Source organism: Tropicimonas omnivorans (assembly GCF_031846565.1).
Lineage (GTDB): Bacteria > Pseudomonadota > Alphaproteobacteria > Rhodobacterales > Rhodobacteraceae > Tropicimonas_B > Tropicimonas_B omnivorans.
Window position 1 is genome coordinate 979,621 of sequence record NZ_JAVRHL010000002.1, and the last position, 26,958, is coordinate 1,006,578.

General features: G+C 65.2%; 27 protein-coding genes. 19 read left to right on the forward strand and 8 right to left on the reverse strand.

Annotation, left to right across the window (positions count from 1 at the left end):
- Positions 1-56: 56 nt before the first annotated feature.
- The 6 genes from RM543_RS09960 to zigA form a co-directional block, all read right to left on the reverse strand.
- Positions 57-380: a DoxX family protein gene (locus tag RM543_RS09960; protein WP_311691085.1), complete on the reverse strand. Its 324-nt coding sequence runs from the start codon at positions 378-380 to the stop codon at positions 57-59.
- 274 nt (positions 381-654) lie between these two features.
- Positions 655-1,581 carry a nickel/cobalt transporter gene (locus tag RM543_RS09965; RefSeq protein WP_311691087.1) on the reverse strand — a complete coding sequence of 309 codons (927 nt, stop codon included), beginning with the start codon at positions 1,579-1,581 and terminating at the stop codon, positions 655-657.
- Complete coding sequence (locus tag RM543_RS09970) at positions 1,572-2,279, reverse strand: DUF1007 family protein (RefSeq protein WP_311691088.1); 708 nt, start codon at positions 2,277-2,279, stop codon at positions 1,572-1,574. The genes RM543_RS09965 and RM543_RS09970 overlap by 10 nt, the downstream gene beginning before the upstream one ends.
- On the reverse strand, positions 2,276-3,334 hold the full coding sequence (locus RM543_RS09975) for a zinc ABC transporter substrate-binding protein (protein WP_311691089.1): 1,059 nt from the start codon (positions 3,332-3,334) through the stop codon (positions 2,276-2,278). The genes RM543_RS09970 and RM543_RS09975 overlap by 4 nt, the downstream gene beginning before the upstream one ends.
- A 193-nt stretch (positions 3,335-3,527) precedes the next feature.
- Complete coding sequence (locus tag RM543_RS09980; protein WP_311691091.1) at positions 3,528-3,899, reverse strand: DUF6525 family protein; 372 nt, start codon at positions 3,897-3,899, stop codon at positions 3,528-3,530.
- Positions 3,896-5,122, reverse strand: coding sequence for a zinc metallochaperone GTPase ZigA (gene zigA / locus RM543_RS09985; RefSeq protein WP_311691093.1), 1,227 nt, complete (start codon positions 5,120-5,122; stop codon positions 3,896-3,898). Before zigA ends, RM543_RS09980 begins: the two co-directional genes overlap by 4 nt.
- 286 nt (positions 5,123-5,408) lie before the next feature.
- Here zigA and RM543_RS09990 point away from each other — a divergent pair, with 286 nt between their 5' ends.
- The 6 genes from RM543_RS09990 (at position 5,409) to RM543_RS10015 (ending at position 12,792) form a co-directional block, all read left to right on the forward strand.
- Entirely contained in the window at positions 5,409-7,652 is a 2,244-nt protein-coding gene (locus RM543_RS09990; protein WP_311691095.1) for a TonB-dependent receptor, read from the forward strand.
- Positions 7,653-9,386, forward strand: coding sequence for an ABC transporter ATP-binding protein/permease (locus RM543_RS09995; RefSeq protein ID WP_311691097.1), 1,734 nt, complete (start codon positions 7,653-7,655; stop codon positions 9,384-9,386).
- Positions 9,383-10,093, forward strand: coding sequence for a hypothetical protein (locus RM543_RS10000; protein WP_311691099.1), 711 nt, complete (start codon positions 9,383-9,385; stop codon positions 10,091-10,093). Before RM543_RS09995 ends, RM543_RS10000 begins: the two co-directional genes overlap by 4 nt.
- Positions 10,090-10,878 (forward strand): ChaN family lipoprotein, encoded by a 789-nt coding sequence (locus tag RM543_RS10005; protein WP_311691100.1) that lies wholly within the window; start codon positions 10,090-10,092, stop codon positions 10,876-10,878. Before RM543_RS10000 ends, RM543_RS10005 begins: the two co-directional genes overlap by 4 nt.
- A gap of 368 nt (positions 10,879-11,246) precedes the next feature.
- The gene (locus tag RM543_RS10010) at positions 11,247-11,819 is read left to right on the forward strand and encodes a TetR family transcriptional regulator (protein ID WP_311691101.1); all 573 of its coding nucleotides are present in this window, start codon (positions 11,247-11,249) and stop codon (positions 11,817-11,819) included.
- A complete protein-coding gene (locus RM543_RS10015; RefSeq protein WP_311691102.1) occupies positions 11,812-12,792 on the forward strand; it encodes an NAD-dependent epimerase/dehydratase family protein in 981 nt (326 codons plus the stop codon). The genes RM543_RS10010 and RM543_RS10015 overlap by 8 nt, the downstream gene beginning before the upstream one ends.
- Positions 12,793-13,089: 297 nt before the next feature.
- Here RM543_RS10015 and RM543_RS10020 read toward each other — a convergent pair whose 3' ends face one another.
- Positions 13,090-14,454: a CaiB/BaiF CoA transferase family protein gene (locus RM543_RS10020; protein ID WP_311691104.1), complete on the reverse strand. Its 1,365-nt coding sequence runs from the start codon at positions 14,452-14,454 to the stop codon at positions 13,090-13,092.
- Positions 14,455-14,626: 172 nt separating this feature from the next.
- On the opposite strand from RM543_RS10020, the gene RM543_RS10025 reads away from it, so the two are divergent.
- The 7 genes from RM543_RS10025 (at position 14,627) to RM543_RS10055 (ending at position 20,918) form a co-directional block, all read left to right on the forward strand.
- Positions 14,627-15,814: an ABC transporter substrate-binding protein gene (locus RM543_RS10025; RefSeq protein WP_311691106.1), complete on the forward strand. Its 1,188-nt coding sequence runs from the start codon at positions 14,627-14,629 to the stop codon at positions 15,812-15,814.
- 72 nt (positions 15,815-15,886) lie between these two features.
- Positions 15,887-16,636: an SDR family NAD(P)-dependent oxidoreductase gene (locus RM543_RS10030; protein WP_311691108.1), complete on the forward strand. Its 750-nt coding sequence runs from the start codon at positions 15,887-15,889 to the stop codon at positions 16,634-16,636.
- Positions 16,637-16,640: 4 nt separating this feature from the next.
- Positions 16,641-17,552, forward strand: a complete 912-nt coding sequence (locus tag RM543_RS10035; protein ID WP_311691110.1) for an NAD(P)-dependent oxidoreductase — start codon at positions 16,641-16,643, stop codon at positions 17,550-17,552.
- Positions 17,549-18,439 carry a branched-chain amino acid ABC transporter permease gene (locus RM543_RS10040; protein WP_311691112.1) on the forward strand — a complete coding sequence of 297 codons (891 nt, stop codon included), beginning with the start codon at positions 17,549-17,551 and terminating at the stop codon, positions 18,437-18,439. The genes RM543_RS10035 and RM543_RS10040 overlap by 4 nt, the downstream gene beginning before the upstream one ends.
- Positions 18,432-19,421 carry a branched-chain amino acid ABC transporter permease gene (locus RM543_RS10045; protein ID WP_311691114.1) on the forward strand — a complete coding sequence of 330 codons (990 nt, stop codon included), beginning with the start codon at positions 18,432-18,434 and terminating at the stop codon, positions 19,419-19,421. The genes RM543_RS10040 and RM543_RS10045 overlap by 8 nt, the downstream gene beginning before the upstream one ends.
- Complete coding sequence (locus RM543_RS10050; protein WP_311691116.1) at positions 19,421-20,197, forward strand: ABC transporter ATP-binding protein; 777 nt, start codon at positions 19,421-19,423, stop codon at positions 20,195-20,197. Before RM543_RS10045 ends, RM543_RS10050 begins: the two co-directional genes overlap by 1 nt.
- Positions 20,198-20,222: 25 nt before the next feature.
- Positions 20,223-20,918, forward strand: coding sequence for an ABC transporter ATP-binding protein (locus tag RM543_RS10055; protein ID WP_311691118.1), 696 nt, complete (start codon positions 20,223-20,225; stop codon positions 20,916-20,918).
- Between the two features lie 19 nt (positions 20,919-20,937).
- Here RM543_RS10055 and RM543_RS10060 read toward each other — a convergent pair whose 3' ends face one another.
- Positions 20,938-21,216, reverse strand: coding sequence for a hypothetical protein (locus RM543_RS10060; protein ID WP_311691120.1), 279 nt, complete (start codon positions 21,214-21,216; stop codon positions 20,938-20,940).
- Here RM543_RS10060 and RM543_RS18940 point away from each other — a divergent pair.
- The 6 genes from RM543_RS18940 to RM543_RS10090 all read left to right on the forward strand — a co-directional run bounded on the left by RM543_RS18940 (position 21,097) and on the right by RM543_RS10090 (position 26,944).
- Positions 21,097-21,384 carry an MBL fold metallo-hydrolase gene (locus RM543_RS18940; RefSeq protein ID WP_432280452.1) on the forward strand — a complete coding sequence of 96 codons (288 nt, stop codon included), beginning with the start codon at positions 21,097-21,099 and terminating at the stop codon, positions 21,382-21,384. The two genes, RM543_RS10060 and RM543_RS18940, sit on opposite strands and share 120 nt — an antisense overlap.
- 422 nt (positions 21,385-21,806) lie before the next feature.
- Positions 21,807-22,442 carry a GntR family transcriptional regulator gene (locus RM543_RS10070; RefSeq protein ID WP_311691124.1) on the forward strand — a complete coding sequence of 212 codons (636 nt, stop codon included), beginning with the start codon at positions 21,807-21,809 and terminating at the stop codon, positions 22,440-22,442.
- 69 nt (positions 22,443-22,511) lie between these two features.
- Positions 22,512-23,090, forward strand: coding sequence for a cysteine hydrolase family protein (locus RM543_RS10075; protein WP_311691126.1), 579 nt, complete (start codon positions 22,512-22,514; stop codon positions 23,088-23,090).
- A 236-nt stretch (positions 23,091-23,326) separates the two neighbouring features.
- Positions 23,327-24,559, forward strand: coding sequence for an FAS1-like dehydratase domain-containing protein (locus tag RM543_RS10080; RefSeq protein ID WP_311691128.1), 1,233 nt, complete (start codon positions 23,327-23,329; stop codon positions 24,557-24,559).
- A gap of 28 nt (positions 24,560-24,587) precedes the next feature.
- Entirely contained in the window at positions 24,588-25,754 is a 1,167-nt protein-coding gene (locus RM543_RS10085) for a CoA transferase (protein ID WP_311691130.1), read from the forward strand.
- The gene (locus tag RM543_RS10090) at positions 25,751-26,944 is read left to right on the forward strand and encodes a CaiB/BaiF CoA transferase family protein (RefSeq protein ID WP_311691132.1); all 1,194 of its coding nucleotides are present in this window, start codon (positions 25,751-25,753) and stop codon (positions 26,942-26,944) included. The genes RM543_RS10085 and RM543_RS10090 overlap by 4 nt, the downstream gene beginning before the upstream one ends.
- The last annotated feature ends 14 nt before the right edge of the window (positions 26,945-26,958 follow it).

A 26,958-nucleotide genomic window follows, 5' to 3' on the forward strand; every position in this document is an offset into this window, starting at 1 on the left:
CCGTGCAGGGCGGTAGCGGCAGAAGGGCCAGGTTGGCGGAGCCCGGCCGTCACCGATCAGTCCATCGACATGGCCACAACGATCACGAGCAGGACGATCACCGCGCCCGGCATCAAGGCATGCCGGTACTTGCGATGAACAAAGAGCGTGAAACCGGCCCCGAACATGGCGCTGATTCCCATTCCCGCGCCGAGATCCCGCGTCATTGCCGGGATCAGCAAGATAGCGGTCAGCAGCTCAAGGCTGCCCACGAGGCGGTTCATGTATGTGGGGTATCCCCAGCGCGTATATTCGGACCGGGCGCTTTCTTCTCCGATCAGGTTTATAAGGCCGCCGATGAGGAAGAAGAGAGACGCGGACCAGGCAATGAAATGGGACATGGACACCTTTACTGAGCAAACCGGTCCAATCGATCCGAATTCACGGCGACCGAATTCACGGCGACCGAATTCAAGGTAACCGAATTTACGGTGACCCATGCGCAATTTTATACGGACTGCGCCTCTAACTACGAAAGTTTCCAATCCGTTACAACGGCTTTGCCGAGAGCTTTCTTTGAGCACTTTGATCGAGGTTTGGGCATGCCGCGCCATGCCCAAACCGCTCCATGTGATGAAAGGAGGGGCGTCGCACGTCTTGGCGCGGGCGTATCAATCAGAGCATCTGAAGAGATGCAAGGATGATGAAGCTGCCGGCGAGAACCTCGAGACACGGGAGGAACAGCCGGACCCGGGAGCCCTCCCCGAAGGACAGCAGCGTGCTTTCCCGTGCGGTGACGGCGAGGATGGCGACGCCGGCGGTCACGGCGCCGGTGCCGAGGGACATGGCGACACTCCCCGCAATTCCGGCCGCGAGGAGTCCCATGTGCCATGTCAGGACGAGAAGCAGCAATGCGCCGGAGCAGGGGCGGATCGCGATGCTCGCGATGAGGACGGCGATACCGCGCGCGGACGTCGCCCCGGACACCTCCTCGATCGTCGGGCCGTGTCGATGTCCGCATCCCTCATGCGCGCACCCGCCTTCGTGCCGATGGTCGTCGTGGTCATGGTGATCGTGGCCCGATTGGCCGCCGCTGCTGCCTGTCCGGCTCATGCGCCAGAGACGCCCCGCGCCGCGAATGGCAAGCCAGATGCCGACGAGGCCGATGGCGAGGGCGCTGAGGGGCGCCATGATGCCTTCCGCGGCCCCCGTCGCCTGCACCCGCGTCCACCCGATGCCGAGGATCCCGATGCAGACGATGGCAATCGCCGTCACGGCCTGTCCCAGCGAGGCACAGAGGGCGATGGCGGAGAGGCGGAAGATCGGCACGCGGCGGCCGACGCCATATCCTCCAATCAGCACCTTGCCATGCCCGGGGCCGATCGCATGGACGACGCCATAGGCGAAACACAGGCCGATCATCAGAGCCAGTGCGCCGGGATCGCCGGATCTGAGGGCGCGCAGGGCTCCGGCAAGTTCGTTCTGGAAGGCGCGCTGCCAGCCGGCGGCCCACCGGGCGAGATCGGCGTCGGCGCCGGTGATCAGCATAGTCGCGAACACCCCGAGCGCGAGGGCCGGCAGGATGAGAAAGCTCAGTCGCATGATAGAAGGAACGCGTCCGTGAAAAGGATGCCGATATCCGGCAGATCGACGACGTCGAAGGGATCGGAGGCCATGTCCACCTCCGCGAGAAGGTCGCCGTACGTCGCGCGCGCTTCTTCGGCATCCGCTTCATCGCGCAGGAGACTGCACCCCTCCCGCCCGATCACGCCCGGCTCGCCCGGAACGTCGTAGGCGACGAAGTAGGTGGTATCGTAGGCCCGTGCGACGATGTCGTGCCCTTCGATCCCGGTGGGCTCGGCGAGGGGGCGGATATGCGAGGTGACGTAGCGCTCGTCCCGCCACTCGGCGGTGTGGGCTTCCGGCGGGTCCAGCTCGATGGGCGCCCCGTCGATGGTGAGCGTGAAGTCTCCCGGAAAGCCCGCGTCCCAGTCGACGTCCCGGCCGGCGAAGGCATCGAGCCGCTCCTGCTCCGGGACGCCGTCGCCGTTCTCGTCGAGGTCCTTCTCCTCCAGAAGGAGGAGCGAGTAGAAATCGTCATAGGTCCATTCGACCAGAACGGCTTCGATCCGCCCGTCCGCATCGAAGATCAGGTCGAAATCCGTGTCGATGAAGATATGCGGATGGGCGGATGCCTCGCTTGCGCAGAAAAGGAGGCCGGCGGCGCAGACCACCCCGTCCGACGCGGCCCGGACGAGCCGGACCGCGAGGCGGCGGCAAGAGGGCGCCGATCTCGTCATTTCCCGCAGGATGCGACCTCTTCCGCGACGGTCCGGATGAGGGCGGGATAGAAGTCCGGCCCGAGCGGGATGTCCGTGCCGAGGGGGTCTATGATGCCGCTCGAGACGCCGGTGCCGTCGGCCACGGTCCGGACCAATCCCTGATTGAACTGCGGCTCGGAGAGGACGCACGAAACGCCGAGATCCAGCACCGTATCGCGGACCTCCTCTATCCGGGCGGGAGAGGGGGAGGATGCGTCGCTGAGGGAGATGGCCCCCGCGGCGGACAGCTCTAAGCGCGTTTCGAAATACTGGTAGGCGTCGTGGAAGACGATGAATTGCAGGTCGGACACGGGAGCAAGGGTCTCGCTCGCCCGGGCAACGGCATCATCGATCTCGGTCTTGCCGGCTTCGGCGTTCGACGCGTAGGCGGCGGCGTTGTCCGGGTCGAGGTCGCTCAGGGTACTTGCGATCTGATCCAGCCAGACCTTGGCATTCTCGGGGTCGAGCCACGCATGGGGATCGGTGCCGTCATGCGCATGATCGTGGCCGGCGTGCTCGTGGGCGTCGTCATGCTCATGGTCATGTTCCGCATGCTCTTCGCCATGATCGTGATCGGCGTGATCGTGGTCGTGTCCGGCATGCTCTTCGTCGTGATCATGCTGATGCTCGCCGTGCTCATGGTCGTGATCGCCATGATCATGTGCCTCGAACGTGGCGCCATGACGGAAGGCAAGAGTTTGGGTATCGGGCAGGTCGAGAAGCCCGACAATTTCGGCGCCGTCCGCGAGGTTCGCGATCGAGCCCTCGAGAGACGGCGTCAGGTCCGGGCCGATCCAGAAGACCGCGTCGGCGTCCTGCAGGGCACGCGCCTCGGACGGGCGCATCGCATATCCGTGCGGCGAGACGCCCGGCTTCACGAGCAGGCTCGGCTCGTCTTCGATTCCGTCCATGACACGGGCAACGAGCGAGTGGACCGGTGGGATGTCGGTGACCACCTGCGGGACATCGGCGAGGGCGGCGCCGGAGGCAAGGAGGCCGGCGAGGCCGGAGAACGTGGTCAGGCGGATCGACATGTAGGTGCCTCGTAACTGTATTACATTTCGTCGTGTTCGATAGCTGTTATCATCTAACGCTTCAACCCGGAGCGGTGTCACTGGTCCGAGACCGCGAGAAGAAGGGGCCGGAGGGCGGACCGACATTGCCGGCAAGGGCGTGCTACCCCTCCAGCGAGGCGGGGGGCACCATGCGGAGTCCAGCCCACACGCGTCATCTCACAGTGGCCTGTTGCACCGCTGACGCGCGGGTCCCAAGGCCAGGGGTCGGCCGCCGCGGGTCGGCCCGCGATGACGGGCGGGGGCTCTCGGAAGCCGGATGACCCCGGTTCCAGACCTTGCGCGCGTCGCGGCTGATCTGCCTGGCCTCGATGGCGTCGAGCCGCCCAAGCGCGGCCGCCTCGTCGCCTCCGGTATGGCCAAGGGCCGTCTGCCAGGTGCGGAGAGCGGAGCGGGGGGACCAGGGCAGAGTGGCCGTGGCGAGCCAGCGGCGAAGGGGCTTCGGTAGCCGGTCATACTCGCCCATGGGGGAGACCCGGCGCCTCCTCCGGGCGAGGCTGCTATTGCCGGTATTCGCGCGCGTCATTCCGCGGCCATCCTGTCGAGCCAGCCGGGGAAGGGGTCGCCCAGAGTCGACCAGTCGTCCGGGGTGAACGCCTCGCCGCCCAGAAGCGCCGCGTCCAGTGACCGGACGATCGCCTCCCGGTCCATTCCGCTGCCGATGAAGACAAGTTCCTGCCGCCGGTCGCCGAACGGCTCCTGCCAGTGCCGGGAGATATAGGCCCGCGCCTGCGGATGGTCCGGCCAACGATCCTGCGGCACCGTCGCCCACCACCGGCCGAGCGGCTTCACGGAACTCAGGGCACCTGCGAGCGAGAATTCGGCGAGCCAGTCCGGGCGCGTCGCGATCCAGAAATGGCCCTTCGCCCGGATCACTCCCGGCAGCTCGCCGGTCAGGATCTCGTGGATCTTCCGGGGATCGAAGGGACGGCGCGCGCGGTAGACGAAGGACGACACGCCGTATTCCTCCGTTTCGGGAACGTGGTCGGCAAACCCGTAGAGCTCCTTTGCCCAAAGGGGATGCTCATGCGCTGTGTCGAAATCGAAGCGGCCGGTGCCGAGGACCTCGTCTGCCGGGACGTGCCCGTGATCGGCCTCCACGATCCGTGCATCCGGGTTGAGCGCGGTCACGATCTTCCGCGCGGCGTCGAGCCGGTCCGAACCCGCATCGCTCGCCTTGTTCAGGACGACGACATCCGCGAATTCGATCTGGTCGACCAGAATATCGACGATGGTGCGCTCGTCCTCGCCGCCGAGGCTTTCGCCGCGATCCCCGAGGAAGTCGTGGCTCGAATAATCCTGCAGCAGGTTCACCGCGTCGACCACCGTCACCATCGTGTCGAGCCGGGCGACATCCGAGAGGCTCTGACCCTCGGCGTCGCGGAACTCGAAGGTCGCCGCGACGGGCAGGGGCTCCGAGATGCCGGTGGATTCGATCAGCAGGTAGTCGAACCGCTTCTCCGCGGCGAGGCGGCGGACTTCCTGAAGCAGGTCGTCCCTGAGGGTGCAGCAGATGCAACCATTGGACATCTCGACCAGCGTCTCGTCGGTCTGGCTCAGGTTCGCATCGCCCGCTCGGACGAGGTCGGCGTCGATGTTCACTTCAGACATGTCATTGACGATGACGGCGACGCGGAGACCGTCCCGGTTGTTCAGGACAGTGTTGAGAAGCGTAGTCTTTCCCGCCCCGAGGAAGCCCGAAAGGACCGTGACGGGCAGAAGGGCGGAATCGTTCGGCGAAGGGGTCACGTCGAGATCCTTTGTAGTATGTAATAGCATAACACATAAAGTCGTCACAGGCGGCGTGCAAGCCGTTGTGGTGTCATCGTGCTCTCGCGGGGCGGGGCGGGGCGGGGGATCGGGTGTTTCGTCCTGTCTCGCCGGCATGCCGCTCTTGCGTAAAAAACCCCGCGGGATACTTGACTAAAACAATCGGGTTTGAGAATACCCCTCCATCGCCGGCGGACATCTGCCGGCCCGACCGATGCCAGCGCCAAAGCAAGCTCCCGGATTTTCTCAATCTCAGGAGACTGCCGTGCGTCATCGCCCGACACCCGTACTCTGTGCCGCGCTCTGCCTTCCCACCTTGTGCCCGTCGCTGGCGGTTGCGCAGGACACGAGCTTCACCCTCGATCCGATCATCGTCACGACGGACCGGTCCGGGACAGCAATCCTCGACGTTCCGGCCAGCATCACGGTGATCGGGCAGGAGGAGATCGAGGACCGTCAGGTCTCTGACATCGAGGAGCTGGTGCGCCGCGTTCCGGGTGTGACGGTGAACCGGCAAAGCTCCGGCGCGGATCCCTTCAGCACCCTCGGCGGGTTCACGATCCGCGGTGTCGGTGGCAACCGGGTGGCCGTGCAGGTGGACGGCTCCCGCATGGCCGAAAGGATTATCGACGGCACGCGCGACTACGTGGACCTGAACTTCACCAAGCAGGCGGAGATCGTCCGGGGGCCGGCCTCCGTTCTCTGGGGGGCGGATGCGCTCGGCGGGCTCGTCGCCTTCGAGACGATCGATCCCGAGGATCTCCTCGAAGGCAAGGACGAGGCAGTCCGGGTCACGTCCGGGTACGACAGCTACGATGACGGCGTCAGCGCGAGCCTGACATTCGGGCGGAGATTGTCGGACAGCCTGTCCGTCCTCGCCGGGATCGCCCAGAGCGCCGCGCACGAGCCTGAACTGACGAACGCGCGCGATGATGGTGGAATCTATGGCTGCCCGCGCGATACGGAGTTCGGCGCCACTCCCTGCGGGGCCTTCGACCCGACCGATGCCACCTCGACGCGGGCCCTTGCGAAGCTGGTCTGGACGCCGGACGCGGCGCACCGTCTGGAGTTCAGCGTCGATGCCCTGATCAGGGACACCAGCGTCGCGCAGGACTCTTCCCTCGGGCCGGTGCTGTCCACGATCACCGGCGCACCGACGGGAGACGTGATCGACAGCAAGGATCGCGCGCTCGGCCTCTACCGGCATCGCCTCGGTCTGGAGCATACTTGGACGCCCGCTGCCGGCCCGTTCGACGAGATCGTTTCCACGCTGGCCTACACCCCCCATGGCTACGAGCGGACGGGGCGGGAACTCTCGACCTCCGCGGGCGGTGCTGAGATCCTCACCGAAGATGAGCTGACCTACGAGGAGGACTTCGTCGAACTGGACATCCAGGCGACCTCCCGCTTCGAGACGGGCGCGGCGGATCACCGTCTGATCTTCGGGTTCGACGGCGACCGGACGCGCACCGATTACGAACGCCGGGACGTCGAGACGAACCTCGCGACGGGCGCCGTGACCGAAACGGTCGCCGGCGGCTTCAACTTCGCCAACGCCACCACGCAAAGGGCGGACGTCTACGTGGAGGACCGCGTGACCTTCGGTGGGGGCCGCTTCGAACTGACGCCGGGGCTGCGCTACGCCACCTACAAGATCGATCCGCGCCCGGACGGGGATTACGAGGAGGTACCGGGCCAGGCGCCACGAGTCCGCGAGGACGAGACCCTGCTGAAGAGCCTCGGCGCGATCCTGCGCTTCGATGACAGCTGGTCGGCCTGGGCGAAATACGGCGAAGGCTTCAAGATGCCCACCGCGCAGCAGCTCTTCACCTCCTCGCCCGGCGCCTTCTTCAATCTCACCCCCGCGCCCGATCTGAAGCCGGAGGAGGTGCGGAGCTACGAGCTCGGCCTGAGATACGAGGAGCCGCGGGGCTTCGCGTCCCTGAGCGTCTTCAAGGCGGACTACTCGGACTTCATCCAGAGCTTCTACAACCCGCCCGGAACGATCGACTACACCTACCGCAACCTCTCCGTGGTGAACGTCCACGGCGTCGAGGCGGAAGCCGGGTGGACGTTCGGGCAGGGGACGACGATGAGCGTTTCCGCCGCCTGGCAGGAGGGCACCCAGCAGGTCAGCGACGACGCCGATGAAACGCCCCATACGCTGCCGCCGCTGACGGCGACCCTCGCGCTGGCGCACGAATTCCCGGACTACGGTCTCTTCCTCGAAGGGGTCGCCACCTTCGCCTCCGACGTTAAGGAGACCGCGAGCCCGGACGACTTCAAGCCCGATGCCTATCAGGTGCTCGATCTGCACGCGAAGTGGGAGATGGTCGAGGACGGCTTCCTGAAGCTCAGCGTCAACAACGTCTTCGACCGGCGCTACTTCGTCGCGGGCGCAGCGACCTATGGGTCCACGGCTTCGGCTTCGGTGGCCGCGACGAACCCGATCGAGCTGCAGACCGGGCCCGGTCGCAGTTTCGCCGTAAGCTTCGACAAGACGTTCTAGATGCGGGACTCCCTCGCACGCATCTGGGGCCTGACCCGGCGCGCGGTCTTCGGATCGGGCGCCGGGATCGGACTGCTCATGGCGGGGATCGCGCTCGCCCTCATCGGCGTCGAACTTTGGGTCGACGTGAAGATGATCGCCTGGACGCGGCGGTTCTACGACGCGGTGGAGCAGATGGAGACCGCCGCCGCGATGCGCGAGCTCGGCGTCTTCGCGGTCCTCGTGACCGCCTCCGCCGCGATCTTCCTGACGAGCGACTACCTGCGCAAGCGCCTGCGGCTGAGATGGCGTCAGAAGCTGACCGGGCAGGCGCTCGACCGCTGGACGGGGGGCAAGGCCTATTGGCATCTCCGGCCCGGCCTTTCGGCCGTGACCGTGGACAATCCCGATCAGCGCATCGCCGAGGATTGCGACCGCTTCGTCGCGCTACTTCTTCTGCTGACACTGGATCTTGTCGGCCGCATCGCCGGGGTCGTGACCTATATCGCGATCCTCTGGACGCTGTCCGACTTCGTCCTGAGCTTTTCCCTCTTCGGCGTGGGCATCGAGATCCCGCGCTACATGGTCTGGCTGGCGCTGCTCTATGTGCTGGTGTCCAGTCTCATCACCCACGCCGTCGGCTGGCCGCTGAAATCCCTCTATTTCCGGCACGAGAGGCGGGAAGCCGACTTCCGGCATTCGCTCGTCCAGGTCCGGGACAACGCAACCGAGATCGCCCAGTCCGGCGGTGAGGCGGCGGAGCGGCGCCGGCTCGATGCGCGGTTCGAGGGGATCCGACACAACTGGCTGCACCTGATCCGCCGCGAGTTGATCCTCGGCCTCTTCACGCGGCCCTATTACCAGACGGTCCTGCGGGTGCCGCTGTTCTTCGCGCTGCCGGCCTATTTCGCGGGATCGGTGACCTTCGGGGGGCTGATGCAGCTCTCGGGCACGTTCAGCCGGGTCACGACGACCCTGTCCTGGTTCATCTTCCAGTACAAGGAACTCGCGGAGTTCGCCGCCGTGTCCCACCGCCTCGACGAGCTGTTCCGCGCCACGGGGGACCCCGAGCCGGTCGCAGGTGCCGTTACGGCAATCGAGCGGACCCATGGGGGCGACGTTGCCCTTCGCGTGAGCGGCCTGACCCTCGCGACCCCGGAGGGACGATGGCTCGCGCCCGTGCCCGACCGGGTGATCCGGCCTGGCGAGCGGATCTGGATCTCCGGCGCGTCCGGCCAGGGCAAGACGACACTCCTCGCGGCGATCACCGGGCTCTGGCGTTACGGCGAGGGGCGGATCGACATGCCGACCGGGCGCATGATCGTCCTGCCGCAGCGACCGCATCTCTTCTCGGACGGCCTCGCCGCGGCGGCCTGCTATCCCTCCGATCCCGCCGACGTTCCGCCGGACCGGCTGCGCTCCGTTCTGGAGCGCCTCGGCCTGACGCATCGTTTGGGCGCGCTCTCGGCCGATGGCCCGGACGATGGCGATGCGGCGCTCGAAGGGTTGTCCCTCGGCGAGCGGCAACGCCTGGCGCTGGCGCGGGTGCTCCTGCACCGGCCGGACTGGGTCATCCTCGATGAGGCGACATCCTCTCTGGATGCCGCCAGCGAGGCGCATCTCCTCGCGCTACTCAGGCGCGAACTGCCCCGGGCCGCGATCCTCTGCGTTGCGCACCGCGATCCGGTCGGGCTCGACCCCACCGGGACCTGGTTCATCGGGGAGGTCCCCCAAGACGAAAGGAAGACAGCATGACCGAGATCGAGAAAGGCCGCTGGGAGCTGCCCGATGCCGAGGTGGGCGAGATGCTCCACCGGCTGGAAGGCATGGAGAACATCATGATCGTGCTCCGCTCCGGCGGGGCGACCCACGAGCGGATCGGCGCGGTGGGGGAGGTGTCACGGGTGGACGACATGATCGCGATCGGTGGACCGGTCCACACCGCCCGGATCGATCCCGGCACCGCCAGCCGCGTCGTGTTCGACACCTCGCTCGTGATCGCCGGCGGAAGCTATCCGGCTCTCGAGTTCCAGGACGGGGATGGCACCGAGCTCTTCAAGGCCATCGCGATGGGCGGGGCGCCCGCCTTCGTCGCGGCTTTCGGCGCGGAAGCGCGGGTAGCGCTCGAGCCGAAGGAGCGGATGATGCCACGGATGGGCGGCGATGCCGACGAAATCACCTCCGATCCGGCGTTCATCCTGCTGAACAGGCTGCGGGAGGAGGGGGATCCCGTCGAGATCCGGCACCGCCTCGCCGGACGGGAGCAATCGTGGCAGGGAACGATCGAAACGGTCCGCCCGGGCATGGGGTTCTCGAACGTCACCACGGACGATTTCCACCTGCACGTGAAGGCCGGCGCCGTGTCGGAGTGGCGCGAGACACGGGCGGGATGGATGGCCGTGGCACCGGACGGTTCGGAGATCGGCCTCGTCGTGGCGCGGATGACGAAGGCAGCGGCGTGACCGGACCTTTCTGGTATCGTCCCGGCGCGCCTGACGCCGTCCCGCACGCGACCGTCCTCGACGACATGGCCGGCGGCGACGTGGTGCTTCTCGGCGAGCAGCACGACCGGGCGGACATGCACCGCTGGCAGCTTCATGTGGCGGCGGGGCTTCTCGCCCGGCGCCCGCTGATCCTTGGGTTCGAGATGTTTCCAGCGCGGATGGGTCCGGTCCTGTCGGAATGGGTCGCAGGCGAACTTGCCGAGGAGGAGTTCCTCCAGAAGGCCGAGTGGGGCACGGTCTGGGGCTTCCCGGCCGACCTCTACCTGCCGCTGTTCCGGTTCTGCCGGGAGACCGGCACGCCGATGCTCGGCCTCAATTGCCGCCGCGGTCTCGTCAGCGAGGTCGGCAAGGGGGGATGGGAGAGCGTGCGGGAGGAGGACCGCGAGGGCCTGACACCGGCGCGCCCCTCGCCCGAGGCCTACCGCCGTCACATCTTTGATCTGACCGGAAACGGTCAGCCCGGACGAAGCGACGCCGACCCGGACTCCCCCCGGTTCAGCAGGTTCCTGCGGGCTCAGGAGGTCTGGGACCGGGCCTTCGCCACGCGCCTCGCGGCAGCCGTTCGGACGGACGGGCCGCTTCTCGTCGGGATCGTGGGGATGGGGCACCTGGCCTACGGGGGAGGGGTGTCCTGGCAACTCGCCGATCTCGGCGTGACGGACGTGCGCGTCGCGATCCCGCATTCGACTGAGCAGGCGAAGATTAAGGGCGGCGCGGCCGACTACGCGATGTGCCTCGCCTGACAGGGCGACACGTCGCCCCGCGACGCGCCGCATCGGCCTGGAGCGCCGTGTTGCCCGCACGCCCGGCCCCCCGCTGAATTCGGCGGGGATCGACAAAAGGCGAAGGCGATCAGTGCTGGAATGCGAAGCCTGACCCCGGCGGCATCCGATCTCCGGGAAGCGCCAGCTTTCGTTGCCGGTCACCACGACAGCACAGGGATGCGACAGGAGGGGTGGAGCGCCGTCGTCCTCTTCTCTTCGCCGGAGCGGCCGTGGACCGACCGCGCCGAGGCCAGCACCGGGTCATGGGGTTTACGGCCGATTGATCGTTGACGGAGGCATCACGCCAGTTAATAACCAAACGGTCGGAAATAAAATTGGTCAAGACGATGCCGCGCCCACGCAAGCACGATCAGAACGAGATTTTGGACGCGGTCGAGCGCGTGGTCGCGCGGGACGGCGTGCTGACGGTGGACGCTATCGCGAAAGAGGCCGGCGTCTCCAAGGCGACCGTTCTCTACGAGCATTCCACCAAGCGCGACCTCGTCGCGGCCCTGGTCGAGCGCACGATTGCGGCAGACAACGCCTTCAACGCGGCCTGCCGTGCGCCCTTCGAAGGCGCGCCGGACGCGCCGCTGATGGGCCGGATCGAGGCGGCGCGGCGCAGTCCGCCGGGGCCGGAGGCGAATGCCGCGGTCCTGAGCCTCGTTGCCGCCCTGATGCAGGATGACGTTCTTCGCGCCACCTTCCGCGAGAATCAAAACGCCCTTGGCAAGGAGCTATCGGGCGCGGCCAGCCGGCCCCGGGCCGCCCGGCTGGCCTGGCTGGCGCTGGAGGGGCTGAAGTTTCAGGAACATCTCCAGTTCCACCATTGGGATCCAGCCGACCGCGCCGCGATCCTTTCCGAGATCGAAACGCTCGCACGGGACGGCAGCCTGGACGAGGAGCCCGCCGATGTCTGACGCCTGCATCTTCGTCACCGGCGCGGCGGGCTATGTCGGCCGTAATCTCCTGCGCCATCTCTCGGGTCGCGGTAGCCGCGTCACGGGTCTCGTCCGCAATACCGAGGCGGCCGACAGGGTGGCGGGCTGGGGCGGACAGCCCGTCCTCGGCGACATCATGGAGACCGATCTTGCGCCCCTGCTTGCCGGGTCGGACGTCCTGATCCACGCGGCGGCGAGCACCGATCACGGGATCGGGTCCGAGGCCTACCGGACCAATGCAGAGGGAACGCGCCGCGTCCTCGAGGCCGCGCGTCGGGCTGGCGTGGGTCGTATAATCCTCGTCAGCACGGATTCCGTCCTGCAAAGCGGCCGCCCGCTCCGGAACGTCGACGAGACCGCGCCTTACCCGCGCCGCCCCGCGGGGGCCTACGGGGCGGGGAAGGCCAAGGCCGAGCGGATCGCGCGCCGCGCCGCGGCCGACGGCCAGCATATCGTGATCCTGCGACCGCGCATGGTCTGGGGACGGGATGACACGACCGCCCTGCCGGTCCTGCTGGCGGCTGCCCGCAGCGGTCAGCTTGCCTGGATTTCCGGCGGCACGTATCTCAGCTCGACCCTGCACGTCGCCAATCTATGCCACGCCGTCGATCTTGCACTGGAACGGGGGCAGAGCGGCGAAATCTATCACCTGTCCGATGGCCCGGCGCGCCCGTTCCGCGAGACGGTGACGGGCCTGCTTGAAAGCCAGGGCGTCGCCCCGCCGACGAAGACGGTGCCGCGGTCCGTCCTGCGCACCGTCGCGCGTGCCGGCGAAGCGGCCTACCGCCTGAGCGGCGGTCGGCTGCGGGGGCCGTTGAGCCTGCAGGAGTTCTCCACGAGCGCGGTCGAGATAACGCTCGATATCGGCAAGGCCGAGCGCGAACTGGGCTACGTTCCGACCATGACCTGGGAGCGGGGGCTGGAGGAGCTGCGCGCAATGAGGGGCGACTGAGTAGCAGCAGCGCACCGTGGTGTCGGTAGTTTCCACGCCGACGGAATCTTCGTCAACCGATACCCGTTCCGGGCAAAGAACAGACTTTGCAAAATTTCCCCTGGCGCTCTTCGTGCGAACCCAGTGGCGGGGGGGACATGGATGTCTGCATGCGAAATATCGGCACCCATTTCGCCGACGCCGGACCCCCGGATCGTAACACTTGAAGAGAACGCGCATGGTCGACACCGCCGCTGACCTTCGCGGCGGTAGCTCGATGGCCACTGCCAAGCTGCTTTGGAGCGGAGGTGTCGACGATCACGACGTGGCCGCAGTCGGAACCTTCGGGCGCGACCAGAGGTCGGCCTCCTTGTCGGCCAGCACGGCCGCACCGGAGGCAACCATGGCGGCAATGGTGTCTGCGTCGTAACCCAGCCGGGCGAGCACGGCTTCGGTGTCCTCGCCCAGAAGGGGGGGAGCTGCAGAAAGCCCGTCGTTCCGCACCATCGACGGAAGCGGCAGGTCGGGCGTTTCGAACGCCAGATCCCTGAAGCCGAACTCCGACGTCTTGCCGGGAGACGTCGCTTGCGGGGTGCTCAGCACGCGATCGGTGGAGAGGATTTCGGTGAAGCCGACGCCGTGAGCGGAAAGTTTGTCAGCCAGCGTGTCATAGCTGAATTCGGCAACCGCGGAAGACACCATCTCCTCCACCCGAGGTCTTGCGCGGCGGCGGGCGCGAAGGGTGGCGAGTTCAGGGTCCGGTGCGACGCCGGTCGCCAGGCAGAACTTTCGCCAATGTTCATCGGTAAGCATGACGAGATAGACCCACCGCTCGTCCGACGTCTCGTATGCTCCGTATCCGGGAATGCTGAATTCGGCCGACGGTTCGGTTTCGGGGCGTCCCAGAAGCTGCGTCTTGAGCTGGACGCCCAGCAGATCGCGTGCGGCGATGTGCAGGCCCGTCTCGTAGAGGCCAAGCTCGATGTTGCGCTTTTCATCGTCGCCGGAAAGCAATGCCGAAAGGACGGCAATCACGGCGTAACACCCCGCGAACTGATCATGGTAGGAGGGCCCGAGGCGCGACGGCCGGCCGGCAACCCGGTTCGAGAACATCACCCCGGTGGCAGCTTCGGCGATCGGGTTCGACGCGACTTCTTCGGCGAGCGGACCGGCGCCGTAACCCTTGATGTGGCAGAAGATGATGCCGGGGTTCAGCGCGTTGCAATCCTCGAACGTGGCGCCGAGCTTCCGGGCCGCCGAGGGCGAGAGGTTGTGCAGGACGATGTCCGCCCGACTTACCAGTTCGCGAAAGATCTCGCTGCCCGCCTCGGACTGCAGGTCGAGGCACAGGCTTTGCTTGCCGCGATTGAAGGCGAGATAACTGCCGCTCGGGCCCCCGCGCACCAGCTTGCGGGTGGTCTCGCCCGCCGGCGGCTCGATCTTGATCACCTCGGCGCCAAGCTGCTGCAGAATGTGTGTGGCGAACGGGGCCGCGATCATGCTCCCCAGTTCGACGACGGTTCTTCCTTTCAGAACTCCGCTCTCCATGGCGCTCTCCCGGTTACTGGCTGCCGCACGGACGGCGATATCAGCGGCACGGGTCGCACAGGCGATGGCGCCAAGCAAGAATAAAATGCATTGTTGTTCATGGGCAGAGCTGGCAAAAGCCAGATTTTGGCGCATATCCGCTGATAAATTTGGATATATCTAGGTGAAACGCCAGACTACACCGTTTTTTACCCGTAAAAAATGCATTACATAAGTTGACGAAACCGTTCGGAGGAACGTAACGTCGTCGCAAGACCACGAAACATGCATGGGAGGAGTGCAGATGATTTCGCAGTTGAGGAGGCCGATGTGCGTCGCATCCATCGTAGCTGCAGGAGTGGCCGCAGGGCCCCTGGCGGCCGCGGATGCGGGGATCGACGAGGAGAACAAGGTCGTCACCATCGGTGCGTTCACGCCGGTGACGGGGCCAGTTCCCTTCTACGCAACCCTGACCCACGCCGCCGAAGCGTATTACCGCCACCTGAACGAGAATGGCGGCATTGATGGCTGGACGGTCAACTATGTCACCAAGGACGATGGCTACGATCCGGCACGATCAGTCTCGGTGACACGGCAGCTCGTCGAGGATGACGGGATCTTCGCTCTTTCGGCGCCCATCGGGACGGCCACGAACGTGGCGGTGCTTCCTTATGCACGGGAAGTCGGGCTTCCGGTGGTTGGTCCGATCGGAGGCGCGAGCGCGTTCTTTGTCGAGCCGAACGTCTTTCCGCTTCTGCCCGACTATGGCTGGTCGGCAGCGTCGAACGCGGAATACGCGGTCAATGACCTGGGGCTGACCAAGATCGCGCTGCTCTGGGAAAACGACGAACTCGGTAAATCCGCGCAGCGCGGCATCGAAAGCTACATGGAGGAGGCGGGCATGGAGCTAGTCGAATCCGTGCCCTTCGATGTGAAGACGACCAGCTTCAGTCCTCATATCCGGCGCGTTTCGAATTCCGGTGCCGAGGCGGTGATCCTCTTCGGATCGAATGCGAACCTGGCGGCGGCGCTGAAGGCTGCCGATCTGCAGGGGCTCGAAGCGGAATGGTTCGCGCCGTTCTTCACTGCGGATCCCTCGACGCTCAAACTGGCGGGTGATCTGCTGGACGGGGTCTATTTTTCATCCTGGCTGCTTCCGGTCTCCAGCGATGAACCTGAGATCGCGGCCTATCGCGACTCGATCGCGGAGTATTATCCCAATGACCCCGTTGGGGTGTTCGGCCTCAATGGCTGGAGCAATGCCGCGATCTTCCACAAGGGGTTCGAAGCGCTTCTGGAGTCAGGCGATGAACTGACGCGCGAGAACCTGGTCGCCGCGCTGGAAACGCTCGAAGGCGCCTCTGTCGGAGGCGCGCGCGGCGTGACCTTCGAGCAGGGGGATCACCGCGGTACGCGGCAAGAGGGCATCATCCAGGCGAAGGGTGACGACTTCGAGCTTGTCCAGGAATTCCGCCCCTATCCGTCGGTCGTCTTCAACGAGGCTCCGGCCGAGTGACGGCACCCCCAGCCTTCGCCGCACAGCGGCGGAGGCTTTATCCTACCAGACAAGTTAATCCGGGAGACAGGGATGGCCCTGACACCAATCAGCGCACCCGCACGTATGGACGGCAGGGTCGCGCTCGTGACCGGCGCGGCAGGCGGAATAGGTCGGGCGACAGCGCTCGCCCTGGCCGAGGCGGGGGCCACGGTCATCGCGACGGACATCGTCGAAAGCGCCGATTTTGGCCGGACCGATGTGATCTACCGTCGCTACGACGTGACCTCGCAAAGCGAGACGGACGCTCTGGTGACAAGCGTTCTGGACGAACACGGCCGCATCGACGCTCTGGTTCTTTGCGCCGGGACTATCTCGCACCGACCTTTGTCCGACTCCACCGATGACGAATGGCGGGCGATCCTCGACGTCAATCTGATGGGCGTGGTGAACCCCGTGCGGGCGATCTTTCCGGTCATGGAAGAGCAAGGCATGGGCAAGATGGTCGCGCTTGGATCCATAGCTGCCAAGATCGGGGGCGTCGCCTCGGGACCGTCATACGTGGCCGCAAAATCGGCGGTTCACGGTCTGATGAAATGGGTCGCGAAGGCTGGCGCGCCCAAGGGCGTCTACGCCAGCATCATTGCGCCCGGTCCGGTCGAAACCCCGATGTGGGAAACCGTGACGCAACGCTCTGCGCCGTCGGCCAATGGCAGTGTTCCCCTTGGCCGCTTCGGTCAGCCCGAAGATATCGCGCAGGCGATCCTCTTTCTCTGTTCGCCTGCTTCCAACTGGATCACCGGTACCGTTCTCGATGTGAACGGCGGCATGTTGATGGATTGAGATCATGAGCAATATGGGAACCATCGGGTTCATCGGGCTTGGCGTCATGGGCGGGCCGATGTGCAGGAACATGGCGACAAAACACCTTGGGCGCGTTGTGGCCTTCGATCTGTCGGAGGATGCGCTGGCCGATGTCGAAGCAGCCGGGGCGGAGCGGGCCGGATCGATTGCAGACATGGCGGCGCAAGCCGATGTGATCTTTCTGTCGCTGCCCGGCGGCCAGCAAGTGAAGGCGGTGACAGGCGAGATCGGCGCGAACAAGGGCAGGTGCACGGCGGTCGTCGACCTTTCGACCGCACCGGTCGAACTGGCCCGCGAAGTGGCCGCGTCGCTTGCAGGCAATGGGGTCGCCTTTGCAGATGCGCCGGTCGCCCGCACCCGCGAGGCGGCTCAGAAGGGGTCTCTGGCGATCATGGTGGGCGCGCCGTCCGACCTGTTCGCGCGGATCAAGCCCATGCTCGACTATATCGCCACCGACATCACTCACGGCGGCGAAGTCGGAGCGGGGCAGGTCCTCAAGCTCGTCAACAACATGCTCGTCTTCGCCAATACCGTGGCACTGGCCGAGATGATGGTGCTGGGCGAGAAGTCCGGCGTTGCGCCCGAGACGCTTCTCGAGGCGGTCTCGAAGGGGTCGGGGGACAGCTTTGTTCTTCGTAACCACGGCAGGAAGGCGATGCTCCCGCGCGAATTTCCCGAAAGGGCGTTCTCGCCGGAATATGTGCTCAAGGACATCTCCTACGTCTTCGAGATGGCGCAGACCGCCGGCATCAATCTGCCTGCTGCAGCGAGCGTCAGGCGCTACTATGAGGCGGCGACCACGACCGATCTGTCGGGACGTTACTTTCCGGGCGTGATCGAACTCGTGGAACGCGGCGCCGTGGATGACGCCGTCACGCGGGGGGACGCGGCATGAGCGACCTTCTCCGCGACCTGTTTCCGCTCGCCTGGTCCGGGATGATCACCGGATGTCTGTATGCCCTGGGTGCAATGGGGCTGGTCATGATCTTCAAGTCCTCGCGTGTGGTCAACTTCAGCCACGGCAATGTCGCGGGCTTCGCCGCCTTCCTGATCTACGGCTTCTCCAGCGGCGTGCTGCTGGAGCTGAGCTGGGGCACCGCGGTGCTGCTGGCTGTCATGGCGGTGATTGCCATCGCGTTCGTAACCTACGCCATCATCTCGCCGTTGGTATTCGAATCCGACCTGACGGCAACCATAGCGACGCTGGGTATCGGCCTGATCGCACAGGGCGCGACGCTCCTGATCTTCGGCGCCGATATCGTCAGCCTCGATCTGCCGATCCCGCGCTTCCGCATGTCGGTCCTGGGCCTCTTGATCACCGGCTACGATCTGACGGTTCTTGCCGTGGCCGTCGTCACCATAGGCGCCCTGTTCTCGGTCATCGACTATACCAAGCTTGGCATCGCCTTCCGCGCCATATCGGAAAATCCTTTCGCCGCCGAAGTCTGCGGTCTCAACCTCCGTTCGGTTCACCTCTTTTCGTGGACCGTGGCCGCAGTCCTCGGTGTCGTCGGCGCGCTCCTGATCGTGCCAACGACCTTCCTCAGCGTGACCACCGTGGCCGCCTTCATGCTGCAGGCATTCGCGGCGGCCGTGATCGGCGGTTTCGCAAGTCTGCCGGGCAGCCTTGTCGGCGGCATCCTCATCGGCGTTCTGATGAACCTGTTCACCTTCTACGTTTCGCCCGAATTCAGCAGCACGTTTCTGCTCGGAGTGATCCTGCTGGCGCTGAACATCTTTCCCAACGGGATATTGGAACGCGCAGGAGGCACCCGTGTATAACCAACCCGCCAAGGTAACAGACCTGCAGTCAGGGACCCACGAACGTCTCTGGAGCCTCATGTCCTCAGGCCTCGGCAGCTACGTGCTGGCAGTGATCCTGATCGCCATGCCGTTGTTGATCGGCGGATCGTGGATCTTCGCGCTCGGCGTCTGCTTTGCCAATTCCATCGGCGTGCTCGCGGTAAGCGTGCTCGTACGCTACGGCGGAGAGGTTTCGATCGGCCACGCATTCTTCGCTGCGGTGGGTGCCTATTCGGTGGCGATCCTGGACACACGATATGGTCTGTCTATACTGCTGAGCGTCCCGCTGGCGCTTCTGCTCGGCGTGATCTCGGGCGTAGCCTTCGCATGGCCGTCGCGAAAGCTCTCGGGGATCTACCTTGCGGTGTCGACAATGGCACTGGCCCTGGCGGTGCCGGAACTTATCAACAACGCCGACGCGCTGACGGGGGGGTACGAGGGGCTCTACGTGTCCCGGCCGCTGATCCCGGGCGTCCCGATGAGCTATCAACGCTACTACGTGGCGCTGGTTGTGCTGATTGCGGCGGTCTACGCGCTGTCGCGGTTTCGCCAGTCCCGCCAGGGGCTGGCGATCCTGCTTGCCAAGACCCACCCGGCCGCCGCCGACGCTTTCGGCACCCGGCAGGTCTGGGCGCGCATCGCCATCATGGGGATCAGCGGCGGCATCGCCGCGCTCTGCGGTTCGATGCTCGCTTTCGCGGGCTCGACCGTTTCGCCCAGCGGTTACACGCTCTGGTCCTCGATTTTCCTGCTCGTGGGATCGGTGGTCAGCTTTTACGGGCTGACGCTGCCACGAGCGCTGATCGGCGGCGCCTTTCTGACATTGGTGCCTCAGTTCCTGTCGGCGTCGGGGGCCTGGATCCCGGTGTTCTACGGACTCGCGCTCTTGGGGATGATCCTGCTGGGGCACTACCTGCCGCGCCTGAAGGCGATGATTGCAGATCGCAAGGAGGCACGGTGATGGATATCGCGACGAATTCGCTGAAGGGTGACGGTATTGCGCTGTCCTTCGGTGGGATCGAGGTCCTCAAGGGGCTGGACGTGGAATTTCGCGCGGGCGAGATAAGCGGCCTGATCGGCCCCAACGGGGCCGGGAAAACCAGTCTCTTCAACTGTCTGACCGGTGCATACTCTCCACAGAAGGGGACAATCACCTATGCCGGGGAAAGCCTCGACGGGTTGTCACCTGCGGCCCGCGCCAGCAAGGGCATCGTGCGGAGTTTCCAGCACACCGCCCTCAGCCCAGATCTGACGGTGCTCGAGAACGTCATGATCGGGGTGGCCCGCAACTACCGCTCGGGCTGGCTGCATTCCTTCCTGCCGACCCGTCGCGGCCGGGACGAGATGTCGGAGATGCGGGCAGACGCCGAACGCGCGCTGGCCGAACTCGGGCTCGCCGGGGCGGCGGACAAGATGACGTCGGAGCTTCCGCCGGGGATGCTGCGGCTCGTCGAAATCGCTCGCGCGATCGTCGGGCGCCCCGCGGTTCTGATGCTCGACGAGCCGGCTGCCGGCCTGAACAACCTGGAAACGCGAGATCTGATGCGAAGTCTGCGCGCCCTCGCATCACCCGAGCTGGTGATGGTGGTCGTCGAGCATGACATGGATCTGGTGATGTCGATCTGCGACCGGATCTACGTTCTGAACTTCGGCGCCTTCGTCGCCTGCGGCACGCCTGATGAAGTCCGCAACGACGAAGACGTGGTTCGGATCTACCTGGGGAGCGACGATGACTGATCTTCTGCACGTTTCGGACCTGTCGGTGTTCTACGGGGCCAAGGCGCAGGCCGTCGAGGATGTCTCCTTCTCGGTGGGGACCGGAAGGGTGGTTGCCCTTTTGGGAGCCAACGGCGCCGGCAAGACATCGATCATGAAAGCCATTGCGGGGCTTATCCCCGCCACGGGAACCGTTCGTTTCGATGGCACCGATCTGGATGATCTTCCGACACGAGGGCGTGTCAGGCGCGGTATCGTCTACGTTCCCGAGGGTCGCGAGATCGTCGGCAACATGACGGTCCGCGAAAATCTCGTGTTGGGCGGGTACCATCTAGGCGGGCGCGACCGAAAAAGCCGGGCCGCGATGGTGCTGGATCTCTTTCCGGAAATCGCGAACAAGGCCGACCGCTCCGCTTGGCGCCTCTCGGGCGGTGAACAGCAGATGCTGGCGATCGGGCGGGGCCTGATGGCTGGGCCGCGCCTGTTGCTTCTCGATGAGCCGTCGCTGGGGCTTGCGCCCATGCTGGTGCGGCGGGTGTTCGACCGGCTTGCCGCGATCCGCAAGGAGACGAACCTCAGCATCGTTCTCGTCGAGCAGAATTTGGCGGTAACGATGCGCATCTGCGATGAGCTGCACTTCCTCCGCGGAGGAATGCTGGTGGGACACCGCAGCGCGGAGGAGCTGAAAGACAGTGCTTCGCGCCAGCAAGCCATCGACACGTTTCTCGGCGCAGCGGTGTGAGGTCAGAGCGATGTCGGATTCAATCTGGAAGATCTACGGCATCCGGCACGCGGTGAATCCGGACCGGACACGGGGGCAGAACTTCATCCTCGAGGCGCAGCCGGATGTGCCGCTGGTGCTCGATTTCTATTCGTGGGTGCTGGTGTGCGGTGACCGGCATATCATCGTCGATACGGGCATGGCCCCCGAAAAGGCCGCTCTTCACGGACATACGCACTTGCTCAGCCCGGTCGAGGCGCTGGCGACGCTTGGGATCGACGCCGCTGCCGCGGACACGGTGATCCTGACGCACGCCCATTACGATCATCTGGGGTTTCTCGACGCCTTTCCGCCGCGCAATTTCACATGCAGGCCGAGGAGATGTCGTATGTCACCGGTCCCTGGATGCAAAAGGCCTGGTTTCGTCGCGCCTACGAGGTCGACGAGATCCAGAAACTGGTCGCCCTGTTGCATGCGGACCGGTTGAGCCTGCACGGGCGCGAGGCGGACATAGCCGACGGGGTCAGCGTGCATTGGGTGGGCGGACATTGTGCCGGACAGGAGGTCGTCCGCGTCCGAACGGAGCGAGGCTGGGTGGTGCTGGCGTCGGACGCCCTGCATTATTACGAGGAATACGAGCGCGGCGTGCCTTTCGCCGTCGTCTTCAAGTCTTCCGACATGATCGCGGCGCACGATACCATCCGGGCTCTGGCCGACAGCGACGATCACGTGCTGCCGGGCCATGATCCCCTGGTCGCCCTGCTGTATCCGCCGGCCGACGGCGCGGGATCGCCACATGTCCTGCGACTGGATGGTGATCCCGATCGCGGTGCCCTGGGGTGAAATATTGCATCATGCCACCGGAAGAAGGCTATATGGCACTCGGAAGATGCATGGAAGGCCGGCACGTTGAAGCACCAGACCAAGGAAGAGCGGGTTGCCGACTACCTGCGCGAAGGGATCATTTCCGGGCAGTTTCCGCGTGGTTCGAAGCTGAAGCAGGCCGAGGTCGCCGAGCAGATCGGGACGAGCATCACCCCGGTGCGCGAAGCGATCAAGCTGCTGGAGGCGGAAGGGTTCGTTCTGAGCACGTCCCATCGCGGCGCGGTCGTGGCCCCGTTCGACATCAACGCGACGGAAGAGATCGTGGACCTGCGGGTGACGCTGGAATGCAAGCTTGCCCTGCGCGCGATGGAAAAGCTGACATCGGAACAGATGCGGGAGCTCCGCGACCTGCAGGAGCAGCTCGAAGCGGCGGCAGGGCAGGGCGATCGGGACGCGGTGCGGAGCATCAACTACCGCTTTCACGAGGTTCTCTATCTGGCAGCAGACCTGCCGCAGACCCTGCGCTTCGTGCGGGCGCTTTGGGCGCGCTATCCCTTCGATCTGATCAACAAGCTGGAAAATCGGGTCGAGCGGGCCTCGGACGAGCATCGCGAGATGCTGAGCGCCATCCTGGCTCACGAGGAAGCGACCATGCTGTCAGCCCTGCGCACGCACATCCGCGCCGGGTGGGACGAGTTCAAGGCGGGTTACACCGAATAGGGCGGAGCGGGCCTCCTGCGCTACGCGGTGCCGCCAAAGGCGCAATCGCAACGTAGCAAGGAGACAGACATGCCTGAAAAAAGCATCCTGCTTGTCATGGACATGCTCAACGATCTTATCCATCCGGAGGGTATGGGGGCGAAATCCTACGTCCCGCTCTGCCAGGAGCGCGGTGTCTACGATGCCACCAGGCTTGCCATTCGCCGCGCGCGCGAAGCCGGCCTGATGGTCGGATACGTCCGCGTCGGGTTTTCACCCGATTATGCCGAGTGCCCGCCCGGTTCGCCGATCTTCTCGAAAGCACGGGACCACAACGTATTTACCCTTGGGGGGTGGGGAACCGAGGTCTTCGCCGATTTCGCCCCGCAGGAAGGCGACCCGGATATCATCAAACATCGTGTCAGCCCCTTCTACGGCACGAAGCTTGAGCCGCTTCTGCGGGCGCAGGGCATCTCCCGACTTGTTCTCGCCGGGGTGTCCACGAACGGCGTCGTCTCTGCGGCGGTTCGAGAGGGACATGATCGCGACTACGAATGTGTCGTGCTGGAAGATTGCTGCGCGGGCGCAACGCGCGAGGAGCATGATTTCGCTCTGGCCGGGCTTAAGCGCTACGCAACCATCACGACGGCGAGCGACCTGACGCTCTAAGCAGTCATAATAATGCATCTTTTATCGGGGGCGCCACTGGGTTTGGCCCCCCAAAGCTGCGTCTTATCCCAAAATAATCGGTGTTTTGAGCGAAAATACGTCGCCTCAACAAACTACGCTTGACCAAAAATAATATAATGCATTATTTGAGGGGCAATGGCGGGCAGATGTCCCGGCGCCGCCACGGCGCAGTCCGCGCCGCGGAAATTTTGAATGTACAAGAGGAGACACGGACCGTGACCACTGCCGAAACGATCAAGAAGAGTGACGAAACCGCAACCAAGGGCATGGGTGGCGCACCGGCCGAGGGCAAGATCACGGACGAGGCCATTGCTGCCGCCCGCGACATGATCGGCCTGCAGCTGCGCCCCGAGGGCCCCTACTTGCAGGATGCGACCGCCGATACCCTGCGCAACTGGTGCAACGGCATCGGTGACCTCAATCCGTTGTACCGCGATCCTGGCTACGGTGCCGCGTCCCGCTTTGGGACGCAGCTTGGTCACCCGATGTTCCCGATGGCCTTCGGCTGGATCGGGCGCACCCGCTGGGGTCTTCCGGGCGTCCACGGTTTCTATGCGGGCAACGACTGGGAACTGTTCCGCAACGTGCGTCCCGGCGACCGCGTCAACGCCGTGGAGCGCGTGATCGGGATCGAGGAAAAGGAGTCGAGGTTCTCCGGCCGCCTCGTCCTGCAATACGTCGAAGCCAGCTACTTCAACCAGCACGGTGACCTGCTGGCGCGGGCTCTTGGCACCTGCACCCGTCACGAACGCAAGGCTGCGCGTGACGCCGGAAAGTACAAGGACATCACGACCCACGACTACACGCCCGAAGAATACGAGGCACTCGACGCCTGCATCATGGAAGAACCCCAGAAGATCCGGGGGTCCAAGGTGCGCTATTGGGAGGATGTGACCGAGGGCGAGACGCTCGACACCATCGTGCGGGGTCCGCTGTCGCTGATGGACACGATGGGCTTCCTCGTCGGCTGCGGTCGCGGTCACACACACGGCGTGGTGTTCCAGGCGGCGATGAAGCATCCGGGCCACTTCTTCCGCAACCCCGAAGCGGGCGGCGGCATCGAGTACACCGGCATCGGCCATCACCGCGAATCCACGGCGAAAGAGGTCGGCGTCCCCGGCGTCTATGATTATGGCCCGCAGCGGTCATCGTGGATGGCCACGCTGGTCACCAACTGGATGGGCGACGCGGCCTTCCTCAAGCGGGTCCGCACGGAGATGCGCCGCTTCAACACCATGGGCGACAGCACCTGGTGCAAGGGCAAGGTGTCCAAGAAGTACATCAAGGACGGCCACGCTCTCGTCGACATCGAGATCTGGGGGGAGAACCAGCGCGGGGAAGTCACCACCCCCGGCGTCGCGACCGTCGCGCTGCAGTCGCGCGATCCCGAGCTCCGGGTGTTCCTCGATGGCGGCAATCTCGAACTCGACCTGCCGGTCGTCCGCTGAGCCGAAACCAGGAGGGGAGGGCGTCGCCATGCAGCAGGACAAGCCACTTGCGGGCATTCGCGTAGTTGAACACGCCTCCGGCGTGTCCGCGGCCTGGGCCGGACGCCTTCTCGCGGCCATGGGGGCGGAGGTGATCATGGTCGAACCTCCGGCCCTGTGCCCGCTGCGCCGCGAGGCGCCGCTTTTCGAAACCGGGGGCAGTGCGCTGTTCCAGTACGTCGCAGCGGACAAGTTCAGCGTCATCTGTGACCTCGACACGGGCGAGGGCCGCGATGCGCTCGCGGTCCTCCTGGACGGCGCCCAGATCCTGATCGACGACACTCCGCTGGCAGATCGAGAAGAGTGGTCGCTGGATCAGGAAAGCGTTGCGAAACGGCATCCGGAGCTGGTGCATCTTTCGGTTCTGCCCTTTGGCGCGGCCGGACCAAAGGCTGGCTGGAAAGCCGGCGAGATCAACATCGTCCATGCGGGCGGCGAGGGCTACCTTCTGCCTAACGGCTTGTCGGCAGACATGTTTCCGGATCGTCCGCCTCTGAAGATCGCCGGACACTTCGCCGAAATGCAGGGCGGCGTCGCCGCGGCGCTCGCCGCACTTGCCGCGCTATGGTCCGGCGAGGGACAGTTTGTCGATGCGTCGGTGCAGGATGCCAACGTCGCGGTCGGGGCCTTTGCGCTGCAGCGATATGGCGATGGCTCCATCGAACATCGCCACTCGCGATCCTTCCGGTATGGCGGCGTACTCGAGTGCCGTGACGGCTACGTCGAGCTTCTGACGCTCGAGGAGCGCCAGTGGCAAGGGCTCGTGCGGCTCATGGAGAACCCGGAATGGGCGCTCGACGAGGCAATGAGCGACCCCGCCCGTCGCAGCGAACAGGGCGACACGATCAATCACGCCATTCGCGCATGGGCGCGGCACCATGATGTCGATGAGCTTGTCGCGCGGGCGCAGGATCTGGGTGTGCCGATGGCGCGGTACAACACGCCCGAACAGATCCTGTCGGGAAAACATGAGACGGCGCGCGGCATCTTCCAGGACCTCGAGGTTCCCGGAACCGGGACGATCAAGATCCAGACGGCGCCGTTCCGTTTTGCCAAGACCGGCCTGCCGCTTGGCGCGGCCGCACCTGCGCCGGGTGCTCATCAAGGTCTTCTTGATGCAGGCGATGAGGCAACTGCACGGAGGGCGACCGTATGAAACCGCTTTCCGGCATCCGCATCGCGGATTTCACCGTTCACGCTGCAGGCCCGTTCTGCACACACATGCTGTCGCAACTCGGCGCGGAGTGCATCAAGATCGAGAGCGCACAGCGTCTGGACATCTTCCGCAAACCGCACGCGGTCTATGGCCGCGCCGGCCCCGCGACGTTCGATCAGGTCGCGTCGAACAAGCTGTCGGTGCGGCTCAACCTGAAGCATCCGGAAGGTGTAGCGCTGGCCAAACGCCTCGTCGCACGATCCGATGTCGCCGCCGAGAGCTTTCGTGCCGGCGTCATCGAGCGCCTGGGGCTGGGCTATGCGGCACTTCGCGAGGTGAAACCGGACATCGTCATGACGTCGGTCTCATCCTGCGGCCAGACGGGACCTGACAGCCATTTTGCCGGATACGCGCCGCTCTTCGGAGCATGGGGAGGGCTGGGACATCTGAGCGGATACGAAGACGGCCCTCCCGTGGAGATGCGCCATGTCATGGACCATTCCGTCGGGATGAACGCTGCGCTCGCAACGATGGCCGCTCTGCACAAGCGCCGCCACACGGGTCAGGGCTGTCACGTCGATGTCGCTGCACGCGAGGTCGCCTCATCTCTCGCCGGTGATGCGATGACCGCGGCTTCTTCCGGGGTGGAGATGCGCAGGACCGGAAATACCGACCCGCAACGTGCGCCGCACGGGCTCTACGCGACACGCGACGATGACCGGTGGCTGTCGATCGCGGTGTCCAGTGACGTGGAATGGTCGACACTGGCGGGTATCATCGGACGCCCCGATTTTGCACAGGATTCCCGCTATTCCACGTCCGAGGCGCGCGTTGCCGCTCGGCAAGAGGTGGATGCGCTGGTCGCGGACTGGGCAGCATCGGTGGACGCCGACGAGGCGGCGGAAGGTCTGCAGGAGGCAGGCATCGCGGCGCACGTGTCGTGGCGTGCCGGGGATATCGCCGACGATCCGCACATGATTGGCCGCGGCGCCGTGGTGCCGGTGACCGAAACCGACGGGCGTCGCCGGATGGCTGTCGGTTTTCCGGCGTGTTTCTCCGGCAGCGACGCACCCGGAATGGAGCGCGGCACCCCCGGCCTCGGCGAACATGAGGAATACGTCTACGGCGCGCTTCTGGGCCTGGGCCGGGCCGAGCAGACGCGTCTGGTCGACGAAAAGGTCATCTTCTGACCTCACGAGGAGGA